The sequence below is a fragment of the Phormidesmis priestleyi BC1401 genome, from assembly GCF_001650195.1.
Classification (GTDB): Bacteria; Cyanobacteriota; Cyanobacteriia; order Leptolyngbyales; family Leptolyngbyaceae; genus Phormidesmis_A; species Phormidesmis_A priestleyi_B.
In genome coordinates, this window is record NZ_LXYR01000019.1 from 67,936 (window position 1) to 83,301 (window position 15,366).

17 protein-coding genes are annotated in these 15,366 nt (G+C 46.4%); 11 read left to right on the top strand and 6 right to left on the bottom strand.

Annotation, left to right across the window (positions count from 1 at the left end):
* Positions 1–213 precede the first annotated feature (213 nt).
* From A8707_RS12380 to A8707_RS12395, 4 genes are all read right to left on the bottom strand, one after another.
* On the bottom strand, positions 214–1,902 hold the full coding sequence (locus A8707_RS12380; RefSeq protein ID WP_068817404.1) for a DUF262 domain-containing protein: 1,689 nt from the start codon (positions 1,900–1,902) through the stop codon (positions 214–216).
* 442 nt (positions 1,903–2,344) lie between these two features.
* Positions 2,345–3,235, bottom strand: a complete 891-nt coding sequence (prmA, locus tag A8707_RS12385; protein ID WP_068817406.1) for a 50S ribosomal protein L11 methyltransferase — start codon at positions 3,233–3,235, stop codon at positions 2,345–2,347.
* A gap of 3 nt (positions 3,236–3,238) precedes the next feature.
* A complete protein-coding gene (serA, locus tag A8707_RS12390) occupies positions 3,239–4,819 on the bottom strand; it encodes a phosphoglycerate dehydrogenase (RefSeq protein ID WP_068817408.1) in 1,581 nt (526 codons plus the stop codon).
* 222 nt (positions 4,820–5,041) lie between these two features.
* Positions 5,042–5,959, bottom strand: a complete 918-nt coding sequence (locus A8707_RS12395; protein WP_068817410.1) for an NAD(+) kinase — start codon at positions 5,957–5,959, stop codon at positions 5,042–5,044.
* Between the two features lie 209 nt (positions 5,960–6,168).
* Between A8707_RS12395 and A8707_RS12400 the strand changes: the two genes are divergently transcribed.
* Positions 6,169–6,687: a hypothetical protein gene (locus tag A8707_RS12400; RefSeq protein ID WP_068817412.1), complete on the top strand. Its 519-nt coding sequence runs from the start codon at positions 6,169–6,171 to the stop codon at positions 6,685–6,687.
* Here A8707_RS12400 and shc read toward each other — a convergent pair.
* Positions 6,655–8,793 (bottom strand): squalene--hopene cyclase, encoded by a 2,139-nt coding sequence (gene shc / locus A8707_RS12405; RefSeq protein WP_074382504.1) that lies wholly within the window; start codon positions 8,791–8,793, stop codon positions 6,655–6,657. The two genes, A8707_RS12400 and shc, sit on opposite strands and share 33 nt — an antisense overlap.
* A gap of 85 nt (positions 8,794–8,878) precedes the next feature.
* Here shc and A8707_RS12410 point away from each other — a divergent pair, with 85 nt between their 5' ends.
* The 8 genes from A8707_RS12410 to A8707_RS28095 all read left to right on the top strand — a co-directional run bounded on the left by A8707_RS12410 (position 8,879) and on the right by A8707_RS28095 (position 13,014).
* A complete protein-coding gene (locus tag A8707_RS12410; RefSeq protein WP_068817414.1) occupies positions 8,879–10,054 on the top strand; it encodes a glycosyltransferase in 1,176 nt (391 codons plus the stop codon).
* A gap of 196 nt (positions 10,055–10,250) precedes the next feature.
* Entirely contained in the window at positions 10,251–11,222 is a 972-nt protein-coding gene (locus A8707_RS12415; RefSeq protein ID WP_068817415.1) for a DUF6602 domain-containing protein, read from the top strand.
* 121 nt (positions 11,223–11,343) lie between these two features.
* The gene (locus A8707_RS12420; protein WP_231948038.1) at positions 11,344–11,667 is read left to right on the top strand and encodes a nucleotidyltransferase family protein; all 324 of its coding nucleotides are present in this window, start codon (positions 11,344–11,346) and stop codon (positions 11,665–11,667) included.
* The gene (locus A8707_RS12425) at positions 11,648–11,992 is read left to right on the top strand and encodes a HepT-like ribonuclease domain-containing protein (protein ID WP_068817417.1); all 345 of its coding nucleotides are present in this window, start codon (positions 11,648–11,650) and stop codon (positions 11,990–11,992) included. The genes A8707_RS12420 and A8707_RS12425 overlap by 20 nt, the downstream gene beginning before the upstream one ends.
* Positions 11,993–12,013: 21 nt before the next feature.
* Entirely contained in the window at positions 12,014–12,196 is a 183-nt protein-coding gene (locus tag A8707_RS12430) for a hypothetical protein (RefSeq protein WP_068817419.1), read from the top strand.
* 106 nt (positions 12,197–12,302) lie between these two features.
* The gene (locus A8707_RS12435) at positions 12,303–12,524 is read left to right on the top strand and encodes a type II toxin-antitoxin system Phd/YefM family antitoxin (protein ID WP_068817421.1); all 222 of its coding nucleotides are present in this window, start codon (positions 12,303–12,305) and stop codon (positions 12,522–12,524) included.
* Between the two features lie 35 nt (positions 12,525–12,559).
* Positions 12,560–12,823, top strand: coding sequence for a Txe/YoeB family addiction module toxin (locus tag A8707_RS12440; RefSeq protein ID WP_068817445.1), 264 nt, complete (start codon positions 12,560–12,562; stop codon positions 12,821–12,823).
* 47 nt (positions 12,824–12,870) lie between these two features.
* Positions 12,871–13,014: a hypothetical protein gene (locus A8707_RS28095; RefSeq protein WP_156518524.1), complete on the top strand. Its 144-nt coding sequence runs from the start codon at positions 12,871–12,873 to the stop codon at positions 13,012–13,014.
* 334 nt (positions 13,015–13,348) lie between these two features.
* Here the strand turns inward: A8707_RS28095 and A8707_RS12445 are convergent, their stop codons facing one another.
* Positions 13,349–13,639, bottom strand: coding sequence for a hypothetical protein (locus A8707_RS12445; protein ID WP_082906340.1), 291 nt, complete (start codon positions 13,637–13,639; stop codon positions 13,349–13,351).
* 377 nt (positions 13,640–14,016) lie between these two features.
* On the opposite strand from A8707_RS12445, the gene A8707_RS30220 reads away from it, so the two are divergent.
* Both A8707_RS30220 and A8707_RS12450 read left to right on the top strand, forming a co-directional pair.
* Entirely contained in the window at positions 14,017–14,151 is a 135-nt protein-coding gene (locus A8707_RS30220; RefSeq protein WP_269452713.1) for a hypothetical protein, read from the top strand.
* 443 nt (positions 14,152–14,594) lie between these two features.
* Positions 14,595–15,296 (top strand): hypothetical protein, encoded by a 702-nt coding sequence (locus tag A8707_RS12450; RefSeq protein ID WP_068817425.1) that lies wholly within the window; start codon positions 14,595–14,597, stop codon positions 15,294–15,296.
* The last annotated feature ends 70 nt before the right edge of the window (positions 15,297–15,366 follow it).

Here is a 15,366-nt window from a genome sequence, read left to right on the forward strand (position 1 = left end):
GAGTAGCTATACATACATTGCAAACTCAACTCAATAAATGCCCAAGGAACCTAATCATGGCTGACTGTGGGAATCGTTTGAGTAGTAAATTTACCGTAATATGCTTGACGGAGATTGATCAGGCTAACGTTCGCGCTCACCGGACGCAGATAACCTTTGCAGTGCGACCCAACCATATTTGTACTCCGGTGCAGCGCGGTTGTTATGTTTCTCCTAGCATATTTCTATGATTACGTTGATAATTTTATCTTTCCTGCTTTTTATTATTTCTTTGCTCCATAACCCATTCTCAGAAACCAAATTCCGAACTTCTCTTTGTTGTTTATTGTGATCATAAGTAGCTAACTTTCGGGATAGCGAAATATTACCAACCGCACAATTATGTGATTTTGATAACAATAGGTAGTTACCTAGACAGTTTAGGTATTGGTTCCTGAATTCCTCATCGTAATTGTCATAACCATGAGGCTTTATTTCAGGTTCAGTAGTTGGAGCAATGTGTTCCAGTTCCGGGCTTATGATTTTGTCAAAACGGGTAGGGCAGTAGCCACTCTTTCCTTGCTGCTCTAAGTACACTTCATATTTCCAAAGGATATATTTTGCAACTGAATGATTTATTCCACCTTGGAGAGCCTCTTTGAGCTTTTCATTGTTCCAGTAAGCCCACCACCAATCCGATCTGGTTTTCATCGACTCTATTCGGGCAATTATTGGGCTAATATCTTTATAGTTTTCAGTGAACTTTTCAAATACATCATTTATTCTTGATGGTATTTCAGCACGAGTTCCGATCAGACGCTGGCGAAAAACCAAATTTTCTAGTGACGAACAGAGAGTTCCGATCTCACTAATAGACAAGCCATATCTATAAGCTTTTAGAATGAACGGAAGCGCAATGGCAATCCCCCATAATGTGATCAAGGAATGTATAGCGAAATTTTCGTGTTCATGATGTACAAAAAATACGGATAGGTGTTCAAAGCTTACCGAGAGTGACCTTGTAAAAGACTTTATGAAATCAATCGAGTTTTGCCCCGATAAAGCCTTATCGATTTTATCTAGTGCATTAGTTTCCAACAGTGAGTTAAAGTGAACCCGTAGTGTATACAATAAAACATCATCTTCATTGATACGATATCCAATTGAGGAAATTGACTTGTAGATTTTTTCAAAACGATTCTTTATTTCTTCTATAAGTTCATCTCTATTATCCTTACTATGTAGATGAACGTTGTACATAAATTGAGCTTTGACAATTTCTAGATTAGATGGTTGTTTTCCCCTGTTATTTTGAAATATAAACATCTGAATTGCTTCTGACTCGTCCTGTACTGGATGAGTAGTACAATTTGATTCGCTAACAATAGAGAGCATTCTTGTCAGATATTCTTCGGGTTTGTCTAACAGTTTTTTCTTGTAGAAATCAAAGGCTCTAACGATGCGGCGTGCAGATTCTGTGTCAAGTCCATTGTGATCAGTTTTTGTTTGTTCAATTACATAGTCTTTTAACAACTGATTGTCGTAATCTACGGTGGAGAAGCGTATCGTACCGCGCCGCCTCACCATGTCTTCATACAATTCTTCTTCACCTTCGTTTAAATTTCTTATAGTTTTTAGTTTGGTAAAAAGAGCGGACAAAAATATAACAATGGTTGTAAGACGCTGTTGACCATCTATTACTTGAAATTTCTCGTTTCTTTCCTCAAAAAGAAAATGTCCAAAGTAATATGGGTTTTTGGCGTTACTCTTGCTGTATTCTTCTAAGTCCGACAGAAACACGTCCGTTTGGGTGTTTCTGTCTGTTTTCTCAACAGGAGTTTCCCAAGAGTATGCGCGCTGATAGGACGGCACGATAATTTTGTTGCCAGCCATCATTTTTCTAATTGTTGTCGATGCTTCCATTGCTTATTTTTACCTTTGGTTTCGTTTTTGAGGCGCAACAATCTAATTTGACTAACTTTCATCGTACGATCGATTTGCTGATATAGAGAATTAGGCTGGTAGTTCGCAGTCTAATTCTTTATATCAAAGGATTAGACTGGCGATCTCACGGCATAACTCCCGGTTTGGCAGATTAGACTGACAACTTTGCGGTCTATTTCTCCAAAACCACAGTTCGACTTCACCCCTTGCAGCCTAAACATCAAAATTGGGTGTTTATAATGACAGCTTTTAGCCTAATTTCCTATGTAAGCAATTAGGTGCACATGCTACTCAGACTATACGTTGCTTCAATGTTGAAGGCTCAAAAACTTCAGTATTTCTTTCATTGAGGTAATAGCGATCGCGCTCATAACGACTTAACGAGAAGGATTGAGATCCCCTTAAGATTGCAACGCCTCAGTCACGATCGTCGAATATTTAAACAGCACCAGTCTCCACGTTTCCAAAGCGCTGCCACAATCCAACCGTTTTCTTCGAGCGTATCGGCGACGGGTTTTGCTTGCTCTAGCAAAATGCCGCTCAAAATTCCCCAAGTGGTGAGTTTGACGATCGCCGTCCACTGCGGAATCAAATCGATGATTACTTCCGCCAAGATGTTGCACACTAGACCGTCGATCGGCGCTTGAATCATCGTCTCTAGCTGTTTGACACTGCCCTCTGCTACAAGCATTCGCTTAGGATCAATATCATTCAGTTCAATATTCTCCCGGCTTGCCTTGACTGCTAACGGATCAGTGTCTACCGCATAAACTTGACTCGCGCCTAGCAGAATCGCCCCAACGGATAAAATGCCTGAACCGCAGCCCACATCGGCAATCACCGTATTTTGAGGATTGTCACTAAACCGCATCTCTAGCGCTTCGAGACAAAGCTGAGTCGTGGCGTGATCTCCAGTGCCAAACGCAACACCGGGTTCTAACTTGACGATGATCCGATCGCTCCCCTCCGGTTCGGGGAGCCAAGCGGGATTAATTAAGAAGCGATCGCCAACTTTCTGCGGCTGCCAGTGAACTTTCCAGCTACTTGCCCAGTCTTCTTCATCAATCAAATTCCACTGCACGATCGGAATCGGCAACCCCACACAGAGCGCATCTTGCCGCATTAAGAGAGCGAGGGCAGACAAATCTAATAGCTGTGCCTGCTGCTGTGGCAAATAGGCAGACACCCGACACGAAGACCCTTTGATCTCGCTAGAAGTGCCTCGACAGCCAAACTTCTCAAGTCGCCAAAACGCCACGTCATCAAGAGCGGTGTCACACAGAACTTGAATTTCCCACCAACTATTTGCCATCAGTTAAAGCGTCACTGTATAAGCGTCTCGGATGCCAGACACTTTTTTAATCTCGTTTAAGATGTCTTCGGGAAGCGGGTCGTCAATGCTCAACACCATCACGGCATCACCGCGCACAATCTTGCGCCCGACCTGCATACTGGCAATGTTGACATTAAAGTTACCCAGCAACGAGCCGATTCTGCCGATGATTCCGGGCATATCGCGGTGCAGGGTGAATAGCATATGGCGATTGGGCGGCACGTTGACCGGGAAATCATCAATGCTGGTGACTCGAATCTCGTTATCGCCCAGCAGCGCCCCCGTAACAGAATGTTCGCCTAACGCACCTTTTGCTGATAGGTGAAGCGACCCGGTGTAATCTTTAATAGACGGATCACGAGTCTCAATCACCCGAATGCCTCGCTCTTTTGCCTCAATGCTGGCATTGACATAATTGACCCGTTCTTGCAGCGCGTGAGAGAGCAACCCTTTGAGGGCAGCAATGACGATCGGCTGACTTTGATTGGTCGCCAATTCTCCGCGCAGCCCAATATTCAAAGATTCGATGCGTCCGCCGACGAGTTGACCGACCAAGTTGCCGAGGGTTTCTGCCAGTTGCAGATAGGGCTTGAGTTGCTCCAATAGATCAGGACGCAAACCAGGAATGTTGACCGCCGATCGAGCAGGCAACCCCAGCAAAACATCGCGGATTTGTTCGGCAACGTCGATCGCCACATTTGCCTGAGCTTCTTCGGTTGACGCTCCTAAGTGTGGGGTGAGGACGATCTCTTTGCCCAAGGCTCTCAAATCCGATTCGCCCAACGGTTCGGATTCAAACACGTCGATCGCGGCTCCGGCAATCTTGCCCGCTTTCAACGCTTCTGCTAGAGCGGCTTCGTCAATGATTCCACCTCGCGCACAGTTGATAATGCGAGCCGTCGGCTTCATTTTAGCGATCGCGGCTGCCCCGATTAGATGCGTCGTTTCTGCTGTTTTGGGAATGTGGAGCGTGATGTAGTCTGCTTGCTGAAACAACACATCTAACTCGACGAGACGACAGCCGATCTGCTCTGCCCGTTCGTGAGAAATAAACGGGTCAAATGCCAATAGCTTCATGCCCATTGCTTTAGCAACCGTGGCGACATGAGTTCCGATTTTGCCCAAGCCGACGACACCGAGAGTTTTCTTATAGACCTCAACGCCCGTAAAGCTTTTGCGATCCCATTTGTTGCTTTTCACCGACTGATTGGCATCGGGAATGTAGCGCGACAGTGCCATCATCATGGCGATCGTGTGTTCGGCAGCGGCGATCGTGTTGCCTTCTGGAGAATTGACGACCACAATCCCTTTTCGGGTGGCGGCAGTCACGTCTACGTTATCGACTCCGACCCCTGCGCGCCCGATAATCTTGAGTTGAGTGCCTGCCTCGATCACTTCTTTGGTGACACGAGTTCCAGAGCGAATCATTAACGCGTCATAGTCAGAAATAATCGCGACCAGTTGTTCAGGAGACAGGTCGGTCTTGACATCAACCTGGGCAACCTGGGACAAAATATCAATCCCTACCTGATCAATGGGATCGGAAACAAGAACCTTGGGCATAAAAACTCAGTGGATGATAGGGGCAGAGAGAAGAGTACAGGAAATAACGAACTCGGAACGCAGAACTTCTAATTCATCGCCCATCTTTCATACTTTCGAGTGATTCCCCAATTAGATATTCTAGTAGATTCACGCATCAAGCCTCGTAGAATGATCAAAGTTTTTTGGTTTCAGATTGTTTAGCGTGCCAAAGACGGAGTTACTTCTCTCGATCGTAAGAACTTAATTGCGATGATTATTGCTGTGGTGAATTCTGGCTCCTGCCCACTGCAATTTTTCTCGAAGCGTTTGGTAATAAGAATAATCTTCTCTAAGAATGATGAATTGAGCATCGCAGTCTGCCATGCGAATATCGACGCGCTGACCGGGCCAAATTGAAGTCGCTAACACGCCATCCATCCAGAGTTTTGTCGTTAAGTCACGATCGACGAGGGGCCAAATGCTCACCACCGATCCAGAGGGCAAAACAATGGGGCGACTCGACAGACTTAAGGGGCAGATCGGCGTAACGGCGATCGCGTCCATGCCGGGGTGAATAATCGGACCGTTTGCCGCCACGGTGTAGCACGTCGAGCCTGTAGGAGTCGCTACGATCAAGCCGTCGCCCTGATATTGATCGACGACTTCCCCATCGATTTCCATTTCTAAAATTGCAGTGATCATGCGATCGGCAGAGGCAGGTTTGATGCACATTTCATTGAGGGCGAGATAGCGATCGCTCATCGGCTCCAAGTTAGTGCGGTTGCCTTCAAAAATGCTGGCTTGCAGCATCATGCGGCGCTGCACGGCAAATCGATCTTCTGATAGCCGATCCCATACGGTTTCTGTGTTGAAATCTTCAGACGATTCGGTGAGAAATCCCAAATGCCCGCCGACGTTGACCGCGAGAATCGGAATCTTGTCGGCTGCCAAGTTTCTAGCGGCAGATAAAGCAGTGCCATCACCACCGAGCACGATCGCCAGGTCGATCGGCTGCGTTACTGATGCCAAAAACACGGGATAGGGGTTGTCATTCGGTCCACTTGGACCTAACAGCACTCGACAGTGGCGTTTTTCTAACGCTTGGGAACACTTCTCAGCCCATCGCCGACTGAGCGGGTCGCCCGATTTATGAATAATAATGACCTGATTTAGCTGCACAGTTTTTCAACCGAGAGACGTTAAGCGGTTCACTGTCAAAAGTCTACGCCATGTGCCCCTGTTTCTCAGGCTAATTGAGGACAAATGTATTCCATCTCAGGTTGTTGAGTATCATGAAATAACGATTTTGGGTATTTTTGGTTGATTCGTGAAGGTCAACGATCGTACATTGATGGATAAGTCCCGTCTGGTCACTGAGGAGTCATCGAATGAAACAATTTAATCCTGCGTTTTTGCAAATAAGTGCGATCGTAAGTGGGGCTGCAATGAGTGTCGGGCTTGCCTTTAGCACTCAAACTCCTGCGTCGGCACAAGCCGCTTATGGCAGCTATGTGGGCATCGGACCTTCGTTTGGCTTGACTCGTGGGGCAGACGACGAGCGCAAAATTTCAGCCGTGGTTTCCGGTCGATATAAGTTTTTGACGGCTCCGATTTCAGCCAGAGCGCAAGTATTGGTTGGCAGCAATGTGGCGATCGTGCCGACGATTTCCTATGACATTCCCATCAACTGGCAAACCGATGTCTATGTTGGCGCAGGAGTGGCGATTCCAATCGGAGGCGAAACCCCGATCGGCAACAAAACGAGTTTTGCGATTCAACCCGGCATTGACTATTCACTGCCAAATAGCAATGTCGTGCTGTTTGGCAATGCAATCATCTCGTTTGATGCCTATAAGCGAGGTGGCGCGGCTGCATCACTTCAAGGCGGAGTCGGATTGAGATTCTAGACGCGTTCTCCGGTATCGCCCCAGCGCGGTTAAGGGAAAGTGCTGCTGATAAAGGTGGTACTTCAAGTAGAAGTGACCCGGAAAGCCTGTGCCTGTGAAGTCGTCTTCGTTCCAGGTGCCGTCTTTTCGTTGAGTAGTGAGCAGGTAGGTGATGCCATTGTCGATCTCATCCCACGCAAACTGATTCGTCGCGTCTCCAGCAGCGAGTAGCCCAATCAATGCCCATGCGGTCTGAGAAGCCGTACTGTTTCCTTTGCCTTTAAGTGAAGGATTGGTGTAGCTGGCACAAGTTTCGCCCCAGCCGCCATCCGAGTTTTGACAGTTTACTAACCAGTTTGCGCCGCGATCGAGACTCGATTGATGCGTCACTGGAGCAATCAGCGAAAGCGCAGCTAAAACGCCACTGGTGCCATAGATATAATTCACGCCCCAACGCCCAAACCAAGAGCCATCGCTTTCTTGTTCTTGCATTAAATAAGAGAGGGCGAGATCGAGGCGATTTGCGTCTAGATGAGTAGACCTCCTGCGTGAATCTGGACAGCCCTCCTCACGAAGTGGGGCGAAGCCCTCGCCAACCCTTCTCCCTGGGGATAAGGGAGCTAGAACCTCTTGTTCCCTCTCCCTGGGGAGAGGGCTAGGGTGAGGGCGAAGTATTCGTGGAGGTCTGGTGTCTGTCAGTCGTCCGATCATTTCTAGAACTCGCGCAGTCACGTCTGCGGTATTGGGATCGATCATGGCTTTGAGATCGCCATAAGGATGAGCATTGAGCCAGTCTTGATCGTTGTCGAGATCGAACGCTGCCCATCCTCCAGGTTTGCATTGCATGGTGGCGATCCAGTCAACGGCGCGGACGATCGCTTGTTCTTTTAAGTTCTCGTTGGGCAATCTCACCGCCGCCAATGCCATCACCACCACGGCAGAATCATCGACATCGGGATAGAAGCGATTCTCAAACTCAAACGCCCAGGCTCCCGGTTTGCCGTGCTGATTTTTGACCGCCCAATCGCCATAGTCTAGAATCTGTTTTTCGAGCAGCCACTCGCCGCCGCGAACCAGAGCCGGATGATTAGGAGCCAGTCCAGAATCCACCAGAGATCGCATCACCAATGCAGTGTCCCAAACAGGCGAAACGCAAGGCTGAATGCTAAACGTATGATCTGTCTCATTTGAGAAACGATCAATTGCGTTTAACCCGCGCTCGACGATCGGATCATCAGCATCGTAATCTAAACAACGCAACGCTAACATTGAATTCAACATTGCAGGAATGATGCCGCCCCAGTCTCCAGACGCTTCTTGTCGTTCTAGAATCCACTGTTCTGCGGCGTTGAGTCCTGCTTCTCGAAAGGGCATCAGATTCAAGTCTTCGGCCACCTTAAAGACTTTATCTAAGTCAACAAATAAATCTGTCCAGTCTGATTTGCGAGGCAGATCAAAGTTCGTATTGGTGATTCCGTCTACATAAAGTTCGTCGAGCGTAATCGGTCGATCGACGAGAAAAACGGGCTTGCGATCGAACACAATCATCAGCGGAACGGTGCTGCCTCTTGCCCAGCTAGACAGTTCATAAATGCTAAACGTCGAAGCTGAAAACAATGGCTCAGATCCAAACGGATTGGGAATCTCCAGCTTTAATGACGGCAACAACATCAATCCGGGCGGAATCGACGGCAACCCACTCCACGGATAACAGCCAATCAACGCCAGGTGAAACTTTGTGAATACGCGAGCTTTCGCCACGCCGCCCCGCGCCAGAATAAATGCCCTTGCGTTTGCCATTGCCGGATCGTCGATCGCAACCCCCAGAAGCTTCAACGCCATGTAAGTCTCAACTGTGACGCTAAGTTCGCCACCATCGCCGTAGAACAGTTCCCAACCGCCGTGATCGCGCTGCTGCGATCGTAAAAACTTCTCCGCCTTGTGCATTGGGCGAGTTTTATCGGTGCCCCAAATTTTATGCAGCAAGACGACTTCTGCGGTCATCGTCACATTTGATTCGAGTTCTGCCCACCAATATCCATCAGCATTTTGAGTCGAAAGCAGATAATCTTGACTGGCAGCGATCGCCCCATCTAGCTGAGAAGTCGTAACCTTATTCCGTTGCATCGTTCACCCCAAAAACCACAGTCTCTGTATTTTGCGTTCTACAATCAAGAATTTGCAAGACAGCAACCAACCTTCCACAACCATAATGAGTGAGATTTTTGCAGGATTAGCGCTACTCTCCCTAGCGATTTGGATTTATTTGGTCTGCTTTCGCGGTCAGTTTTGGCGTACCGATCGGCGATTATCTGCCCAACTTTTGCCCCTGGATAAATCCCCTTCTGTTTGCATCATCATTCCCGCTCGCAATGAAGCGGATTTGTTGCCAATTACGCTGCGATCGCTGCTCACGCAAGACTATTCCGGTACTTTGAATCTGTTTTTAGTCGATGATCACAGCACCGATCGCACGGCTGAGGTTGCCAGAGAAACGGCTGAGACGCTAGGCAAATCTGATCAGCTACACATTCTCTCGGCAGCACCATTGCCACCCGGATGGACGGGGAAACTTTGGGCACTTGATCAGGGAGTTCAAAAAGCGATGACGCTGGAGCCGGACTACATTTTGCTGACCGATGCCGATATTGAACACGATCGCGCTAACCTCTCTCAACTGGTCGCTAAAGCAGTCGGGGACGATCGAGAACTCGTCTCGCTAATGGTGCGATTGCGCTGTCAAAGCATTTGGGAAAAACTGCTGATTCCTGCGTTTGTCTTTTTCTTTGCAAAGCTTTATCCGTTTCGATGGGTCAACGAGCCGGAGAACTCGATCGCGGGTGCGGCAGGGGGATGTAGTCTGATTCGGCGCGAGGCACTGACTCGAATTGGCGGCATTCAGGCAATTCGGCAGGCATTGATTGACGATTGCGCTCTAGCCGAAGCGATTAAATCGAGTGGGTCGCAGCGAATTTGGCTTGGTTCGTCCGATTCAACTCGCAGCTTACGCCCCTACGACTCGCTAGAAACCATTTGGACAATGGTGGCTCGGACGGCATTCACTCAGCTAAACTACTCGCCGCTATTGCTGATCGGAACGGTGTTTGGCATGAGTCTTATCTATCTACTTCCGCCTCTAGGAGCCGTCTTTGGAATCGTTGCGGGGCAATGGTCGATCGCGATTCCTAGTCTATTTGCCTATTTGCTGATGAGTCTGGCTTATGTTCCGATCGTGCGGTTTTATCGGTGTCCAATTTGGTTATCGGGTTGTTTGCCCACGATCGCGTTTCTCTACACGTTAATGACGATCGACTCAGCCCGTCGTCACTGGCAAGGCAAAGGCGGCGCTTGGAAAGGACGAGTTTATGAAGAGATAAAAACCCCCTGATCTCAGCCTGCATCAAGCTGCCGCCTAACCATCCTAAATTGCAATCTTGGGCAGAAAGCTTCAGTCTAGATAATCATTGTCCTGCTAAGTTCTTGGTGAGAGTGGTGAAAATTGTCTGTGATGGCTGTCGTGAAGTAGAAATAAAAAGCCATGTGCAAGCTAGACTAGAGCTGTCTTAACTTCAAGGGTAAAGGCATTGAACTCCAACGATAGCAATGTATTTGAAAAGTTTTTATCTTCCTATAATGCAGAGCTTTTGAGCAAAGTCTCTCGTCTAGATGAGTTGATCGGACGAGATCACTGGCTCTCTGTTGGCAACCACAAAGAATCAATTCTTCGCAGCTTGATCTCGAACATTCTGCCTAGAAAGTACGAAGTCAGTACCGGATTTATTCTTGCTTCTGATAGAGAAGGCAAACTACTAAAATCAAAACAAATAGACATTATTATCTGGGACTCATCTCACTACGCCCCAATTTTCCGCGATGGAGACTTTGTTATCATTCCTCCTGAAGCTTGTTCAGCAGTTGTCGAAGTCAAAGGTAAATTGACATCTAAAGAGTTACAAAGTGGTTTACTAAATATTGATTCTTTAATAAAATTCTGCTTGACTGCGTATCCTATCCATAATTACATACGTAAATATATTTTTGCATACGATATTGCAAAAACATTTAAATTTCCTGATAAATTATGGCAAGCAGTTGCTAACAGTTATAATCGTTGTGAATCTATATCGCTTGAGGATAGAATGGCTCTTTCAAATGAAAGCATTTCTTCAAGTGATTGTTGGAATCCTCTGTTCTCGATTGACGCTATTTTCGTTTTACCTTTAGGTACAATTAAACGTGAAGTTCGCTGGTTTGAAGGCAAAGTGCGATTTATGTTTCAAGCCTACACTACTGCTTCAGAGACTCATAATCACACCTACGCACACTTTGAGAGTGATCTACAAGCTCACCTCGCCACGAATGGTAAACCAGGTTTACTATATGCATACCAACCAGGTTTGTTCTCGGTTAAAAGGAGTATGGGTATAACCTCTACTTCACCCAAATCTTTGATGATTTTTCCAACACTTGAAGATGAAAGTATACTTCCCAAAGATATTAATAAAGAGGAAGTATTTGTACCTGATAGGATAAAGTTTTCACACTCAAAGAAGTAGCCGCTAAAACTAGAGTGTGGCTCAAATAGTAGTCTATAGAGCAGGCTTCAGGTCTCTATCGCGCTAGCACTTAAAAGCTATCTAAAAGGCTGTGATAGAATCAGCATCAGGTGATTAGTCTATGCAAATGATTCCTGTACAAACCAAAGCTCAAGTCCTGTCTCTCCTCCAGGAACATCAACAGGATCTCCACCGTTTTGGGGTGAGTCGTTGCGGTATCTTTGGTTCGTTTGTGCGAGATAGTGCAATTCACGATCGCAGCGATGTCGATATTTTGGTTGTTTTTGAGCCAGATCAGAAAACCTTTGACAATTTTATACACCTATCTTTTTTTCTAGAAGATCTATTTGGTAGGGCAGTCGATCTCGTTACTATTGAGTCATTAAGCCCTTACATTGGCTTACATATTTTGAATGAGGTCGAGTATGTCTCTGTCGGGTCGTGAGTATTTACAGCATATTCTTGACGAAACGACCTATATCCTGATGAGTTCCATAGGGTTAGACAAAGCAGCATTTGTGCAGGATGAGACCCTGAAACGGGCTTATGTTCGGAGTATTGAAGTTATAGGGGAAGCAGTTAAACAGCTACCAGATGAGTTGCGGCAAAAATACAGTGCGATCGAGTGGCGTGCTATGGCTGGGATGCGCGATCGACTAATCCACAACTACTTCGGCGTTGACTACGACATTGTTTGGGATGTTGTAGTGCGTAAAATTCCTGCGTTGGATGCTGACATTAGACTAATTCTCAAGCAAGAATATCCGTAGTTCACTTATTCGCTGATAAGCTTGGCTTACGTCCCGATCGTGCGGTTTTATCGGTGTCCAATTTGGTTATCGGGTTGTTTGCCCACGATCGCGTTTCTCTACACGCTGATGACGATCGACTCAGCCCGTCGTCATTGGCAAGGCAAAGGCGGCGCTTGGAAAGGTAGAGTCTACGAAGAAATCAAATCCGAAATCAAAAACTAGGCAGAAAGCTTCATCAAAACAATAAAAGCTCGATCGCTCATAATAAGGGAGCATTTGTAATTATCGGACATCCTCTAGAACAGCATATTGAAGCAGGTGAAGAATTATGATCCCAGTCAATGAAGCTCAACAGCAGTTGCAGGATTTGATCGATTTGGTAAGCCAGTCGCACCAGCCTATTGTTATCGCAGGACAGAGTAGTAATGCAGTGTTGTTATCTGAAGCTGATTGGGCATCGGTGCAGGAAACATTGCATCTTCTCTCGGTTCCAGGAATGCGAGAATCGATTCGGGAAGGATTGACAACCCCGATCGAGGAGTGCGATTAGCTCCGCAAACTCCGTAGGACACGAGAGTTAAAGTGGTGAGTTGGAATTTGGTCTACGTCAAACAGGCACAGAAGGATGCCAAAAAGCTGGCTTCTAGTAGCTTACAAAATAAGGCTCAGGCTTTACTTGATCTCATTCAAGCCAATCCGTTTCAAAATCCACCACCCTACGAAAAATTAGTGGGAGATTTGGAAGGTGCATACTCGCGGCGAATCAACATTCAGCATCGTCTCGTGTACGAAGTCATCGAGGCTGAGAACACGGTAAAAATTTTGCGGATGTGGACGCATTATGAGTAGCTTTTCTACCCGATCGCGGACGGTCATCAAAACACAGCAGTCAGAATGTGCAGGTTAGCGGGTTGTTTACCTACGATCGCGTTCTCTACACGTTGATGACGATCGACTCAGCCCGTCGTCATTGGCAACGCAAAGGCGGCGCTTGGAAAGGACGAGTCTACGAAGCGATCAAATCCGAAATCAAAAACTAGGCAGAAAGCTTCCGCCTGACCATCCCAAATCGCATCTTAGGCAGATTGAAAGCTGCAAAGGCTATCGGCAACCGCTGATTAAGAACGTTGTGTTGCTCCGATCGTAGTTGGAGGCAGTACTGGCGTTGCTGAATGCAGACATGAAATGCCCTCCTCACGAAGTGGGGCAAGCCTTCGCCAACCTTTCTCCCTGGGGAGAAGGGAGCCAGAACTCTTGTTCCCTCTCCTTTTGGGAGAGGGCTAGGGTGAGGGTAAAATCTGTGCTTTATCGATCGATTCAGCAACGCCGAAAAAACACCCGATGGGTTAGAAACATCAGATGTTTAAGTTCTTCTTAGCTAAGTGCGGGGTGCGGTTCTGACTGATTCGCTTTTTTACGATCGGGTCGTTTCCGCTCACTCTTGCGAATGCCGCCCGCAATCTTGTATTCGGGGCTATCTTTCCCGAATTCGATCGCAACCCCCAGCAACATTTTCTCGGTGAGTTCTTGCAGTTCTTTCTCGGCTTCTTGCATCACAACGCGATCGGCATCTAGCATGGCTACGGTTGCATTGTAAGCATCCACTCGCTGACGGGTTTTCTCGACTAACGCAGAATACGCTTGAACGGATAGTCCTTTGCCCATGTCCAAGCTGGAACTGATGGATCTGATGGCAGATAGGCGTGTTTTTGCCTTCTCAAGATGAGATGAAGTTCGTCTTCCGAGTCCAGGCATGAGTAGAAACCCTCTCTATAATCTTTGATTGAACAATTTCAGAGTTCCCCGATCGAGTGATTGACTCTCGATCTAATCTGTGAAACTCAAGGAGTCTCAATCTGTAACTAAGTATCGGTGTGCTGGAACTAAGGAAGCGCGATCGTCAACTCGATACCACAAAGCTGAAACTAAGGAAGCGCATTCGTTAACTCAGTAACACAAAGCTGAAACTAAGGAAGCACGTTCGTCAACTTAGTTAAGCAATAGCGCAACAAAGGAAGCGCGTTCGTCAACTTGATTCTGGCTTGAGACAACTTAGTTTAGCTAATGCAAAACTCGATCGAGATCAGGAATTATTTGATGGGTTCGTCGATCGGGAAATTTTGGGCGATCGATTCAGCAAGCCTAGAAGCGAGAAATCTGAAGGCAATTCAGCATAATTGCCCGAATGAGGGAATTATCCGGCTTGGATTCAGTATAAACTCTTAAGAAAGGGGAGTTATGCCGATAACAAGCAGGATAATTTCATCCGTAGCTATACTATCCCGTTTGAGGCATCTAAACGGCAGAAATAATAGTTAGGCTGCCTAAATTCCTTTAAAGCAACAGTCCGGACAATTTTAAATCGCCAACGGTGGAATGCGGGTTTCAGCATCATCACTGAGGCAAATACCAACGGTGGAATGAGGGTTTCAGCCTCTGCCTCAAAAAATGTCCGGAGTATTGTTAAAGGGGACTTCTTAGAAGTATTACCTGATACAGATTAATGTACTGTAGGTATCAATTGCCTACTTCTCAGTCAATACAATTTGCAAGGTAAGATAAGTAACAGTAGATTTTGAAGTTAAGTTTTCCTATTGAATTGAGAATAGATATCTAATTCATGAAAGAAGAATTCGCTGAGAAGATAGTTTCTGTTGATCAATTGCCAAATGATCCTATTGCAATGCCTCCTCCCTACTGGAGGAGTGGTAGTGCAATTTTTCATGTCATTGATGCCTTAGACGCCCTGTGTGATCTAGTTAAAGACTTGGTTCCAGTGCATGAAGAAACTGAAGACAAGCTTACAAATTTTTACGATCAATTTCCTGAAGATGACGAAAGTGAGGAAGGGCTTGAAGTGTTTGGTGAAATTTGTTCAGACCTTTGGGAGCTAGAACATAAGATCAAGATGAAAGCTGAGGTTGCTATTTTAATGAGCGCTATTGAGGCAGAAGCTTCAATAAATATGTTTTGCGTATATAACCTTCACAAGGATATAGCAGAAACCATCGAGAAACTTTCACCTTCCGAGAAATTAGTTGTGGCATCAGCATCTGTGGGACAACCTAATGCGAAAGCTAATACAGCCTATGAAGCAATTCGGAAGCTTTCTTCATGGCGAAATGCATTTGCTCATGGTCATTGCATAGATCGTCCTACTAAATCTCTTCGGCACAATCACCTGATATCACCTGAAACGTATCCGGGTGTTCCGGATACGCTTATGAACATGAAAAATTTAGTGAGAGGATATCTCAAAGCCAAAGAATACTTACGCTCAATTAGCTTAAACCCCTATAGAACCTATTTGAGATCTAGTTGACTGCTAGCCGCTTGAGCATCAGTCGGATGAAGCAAAGATTGACCTTAGCTGTGGCATGATCGAGCGTTCT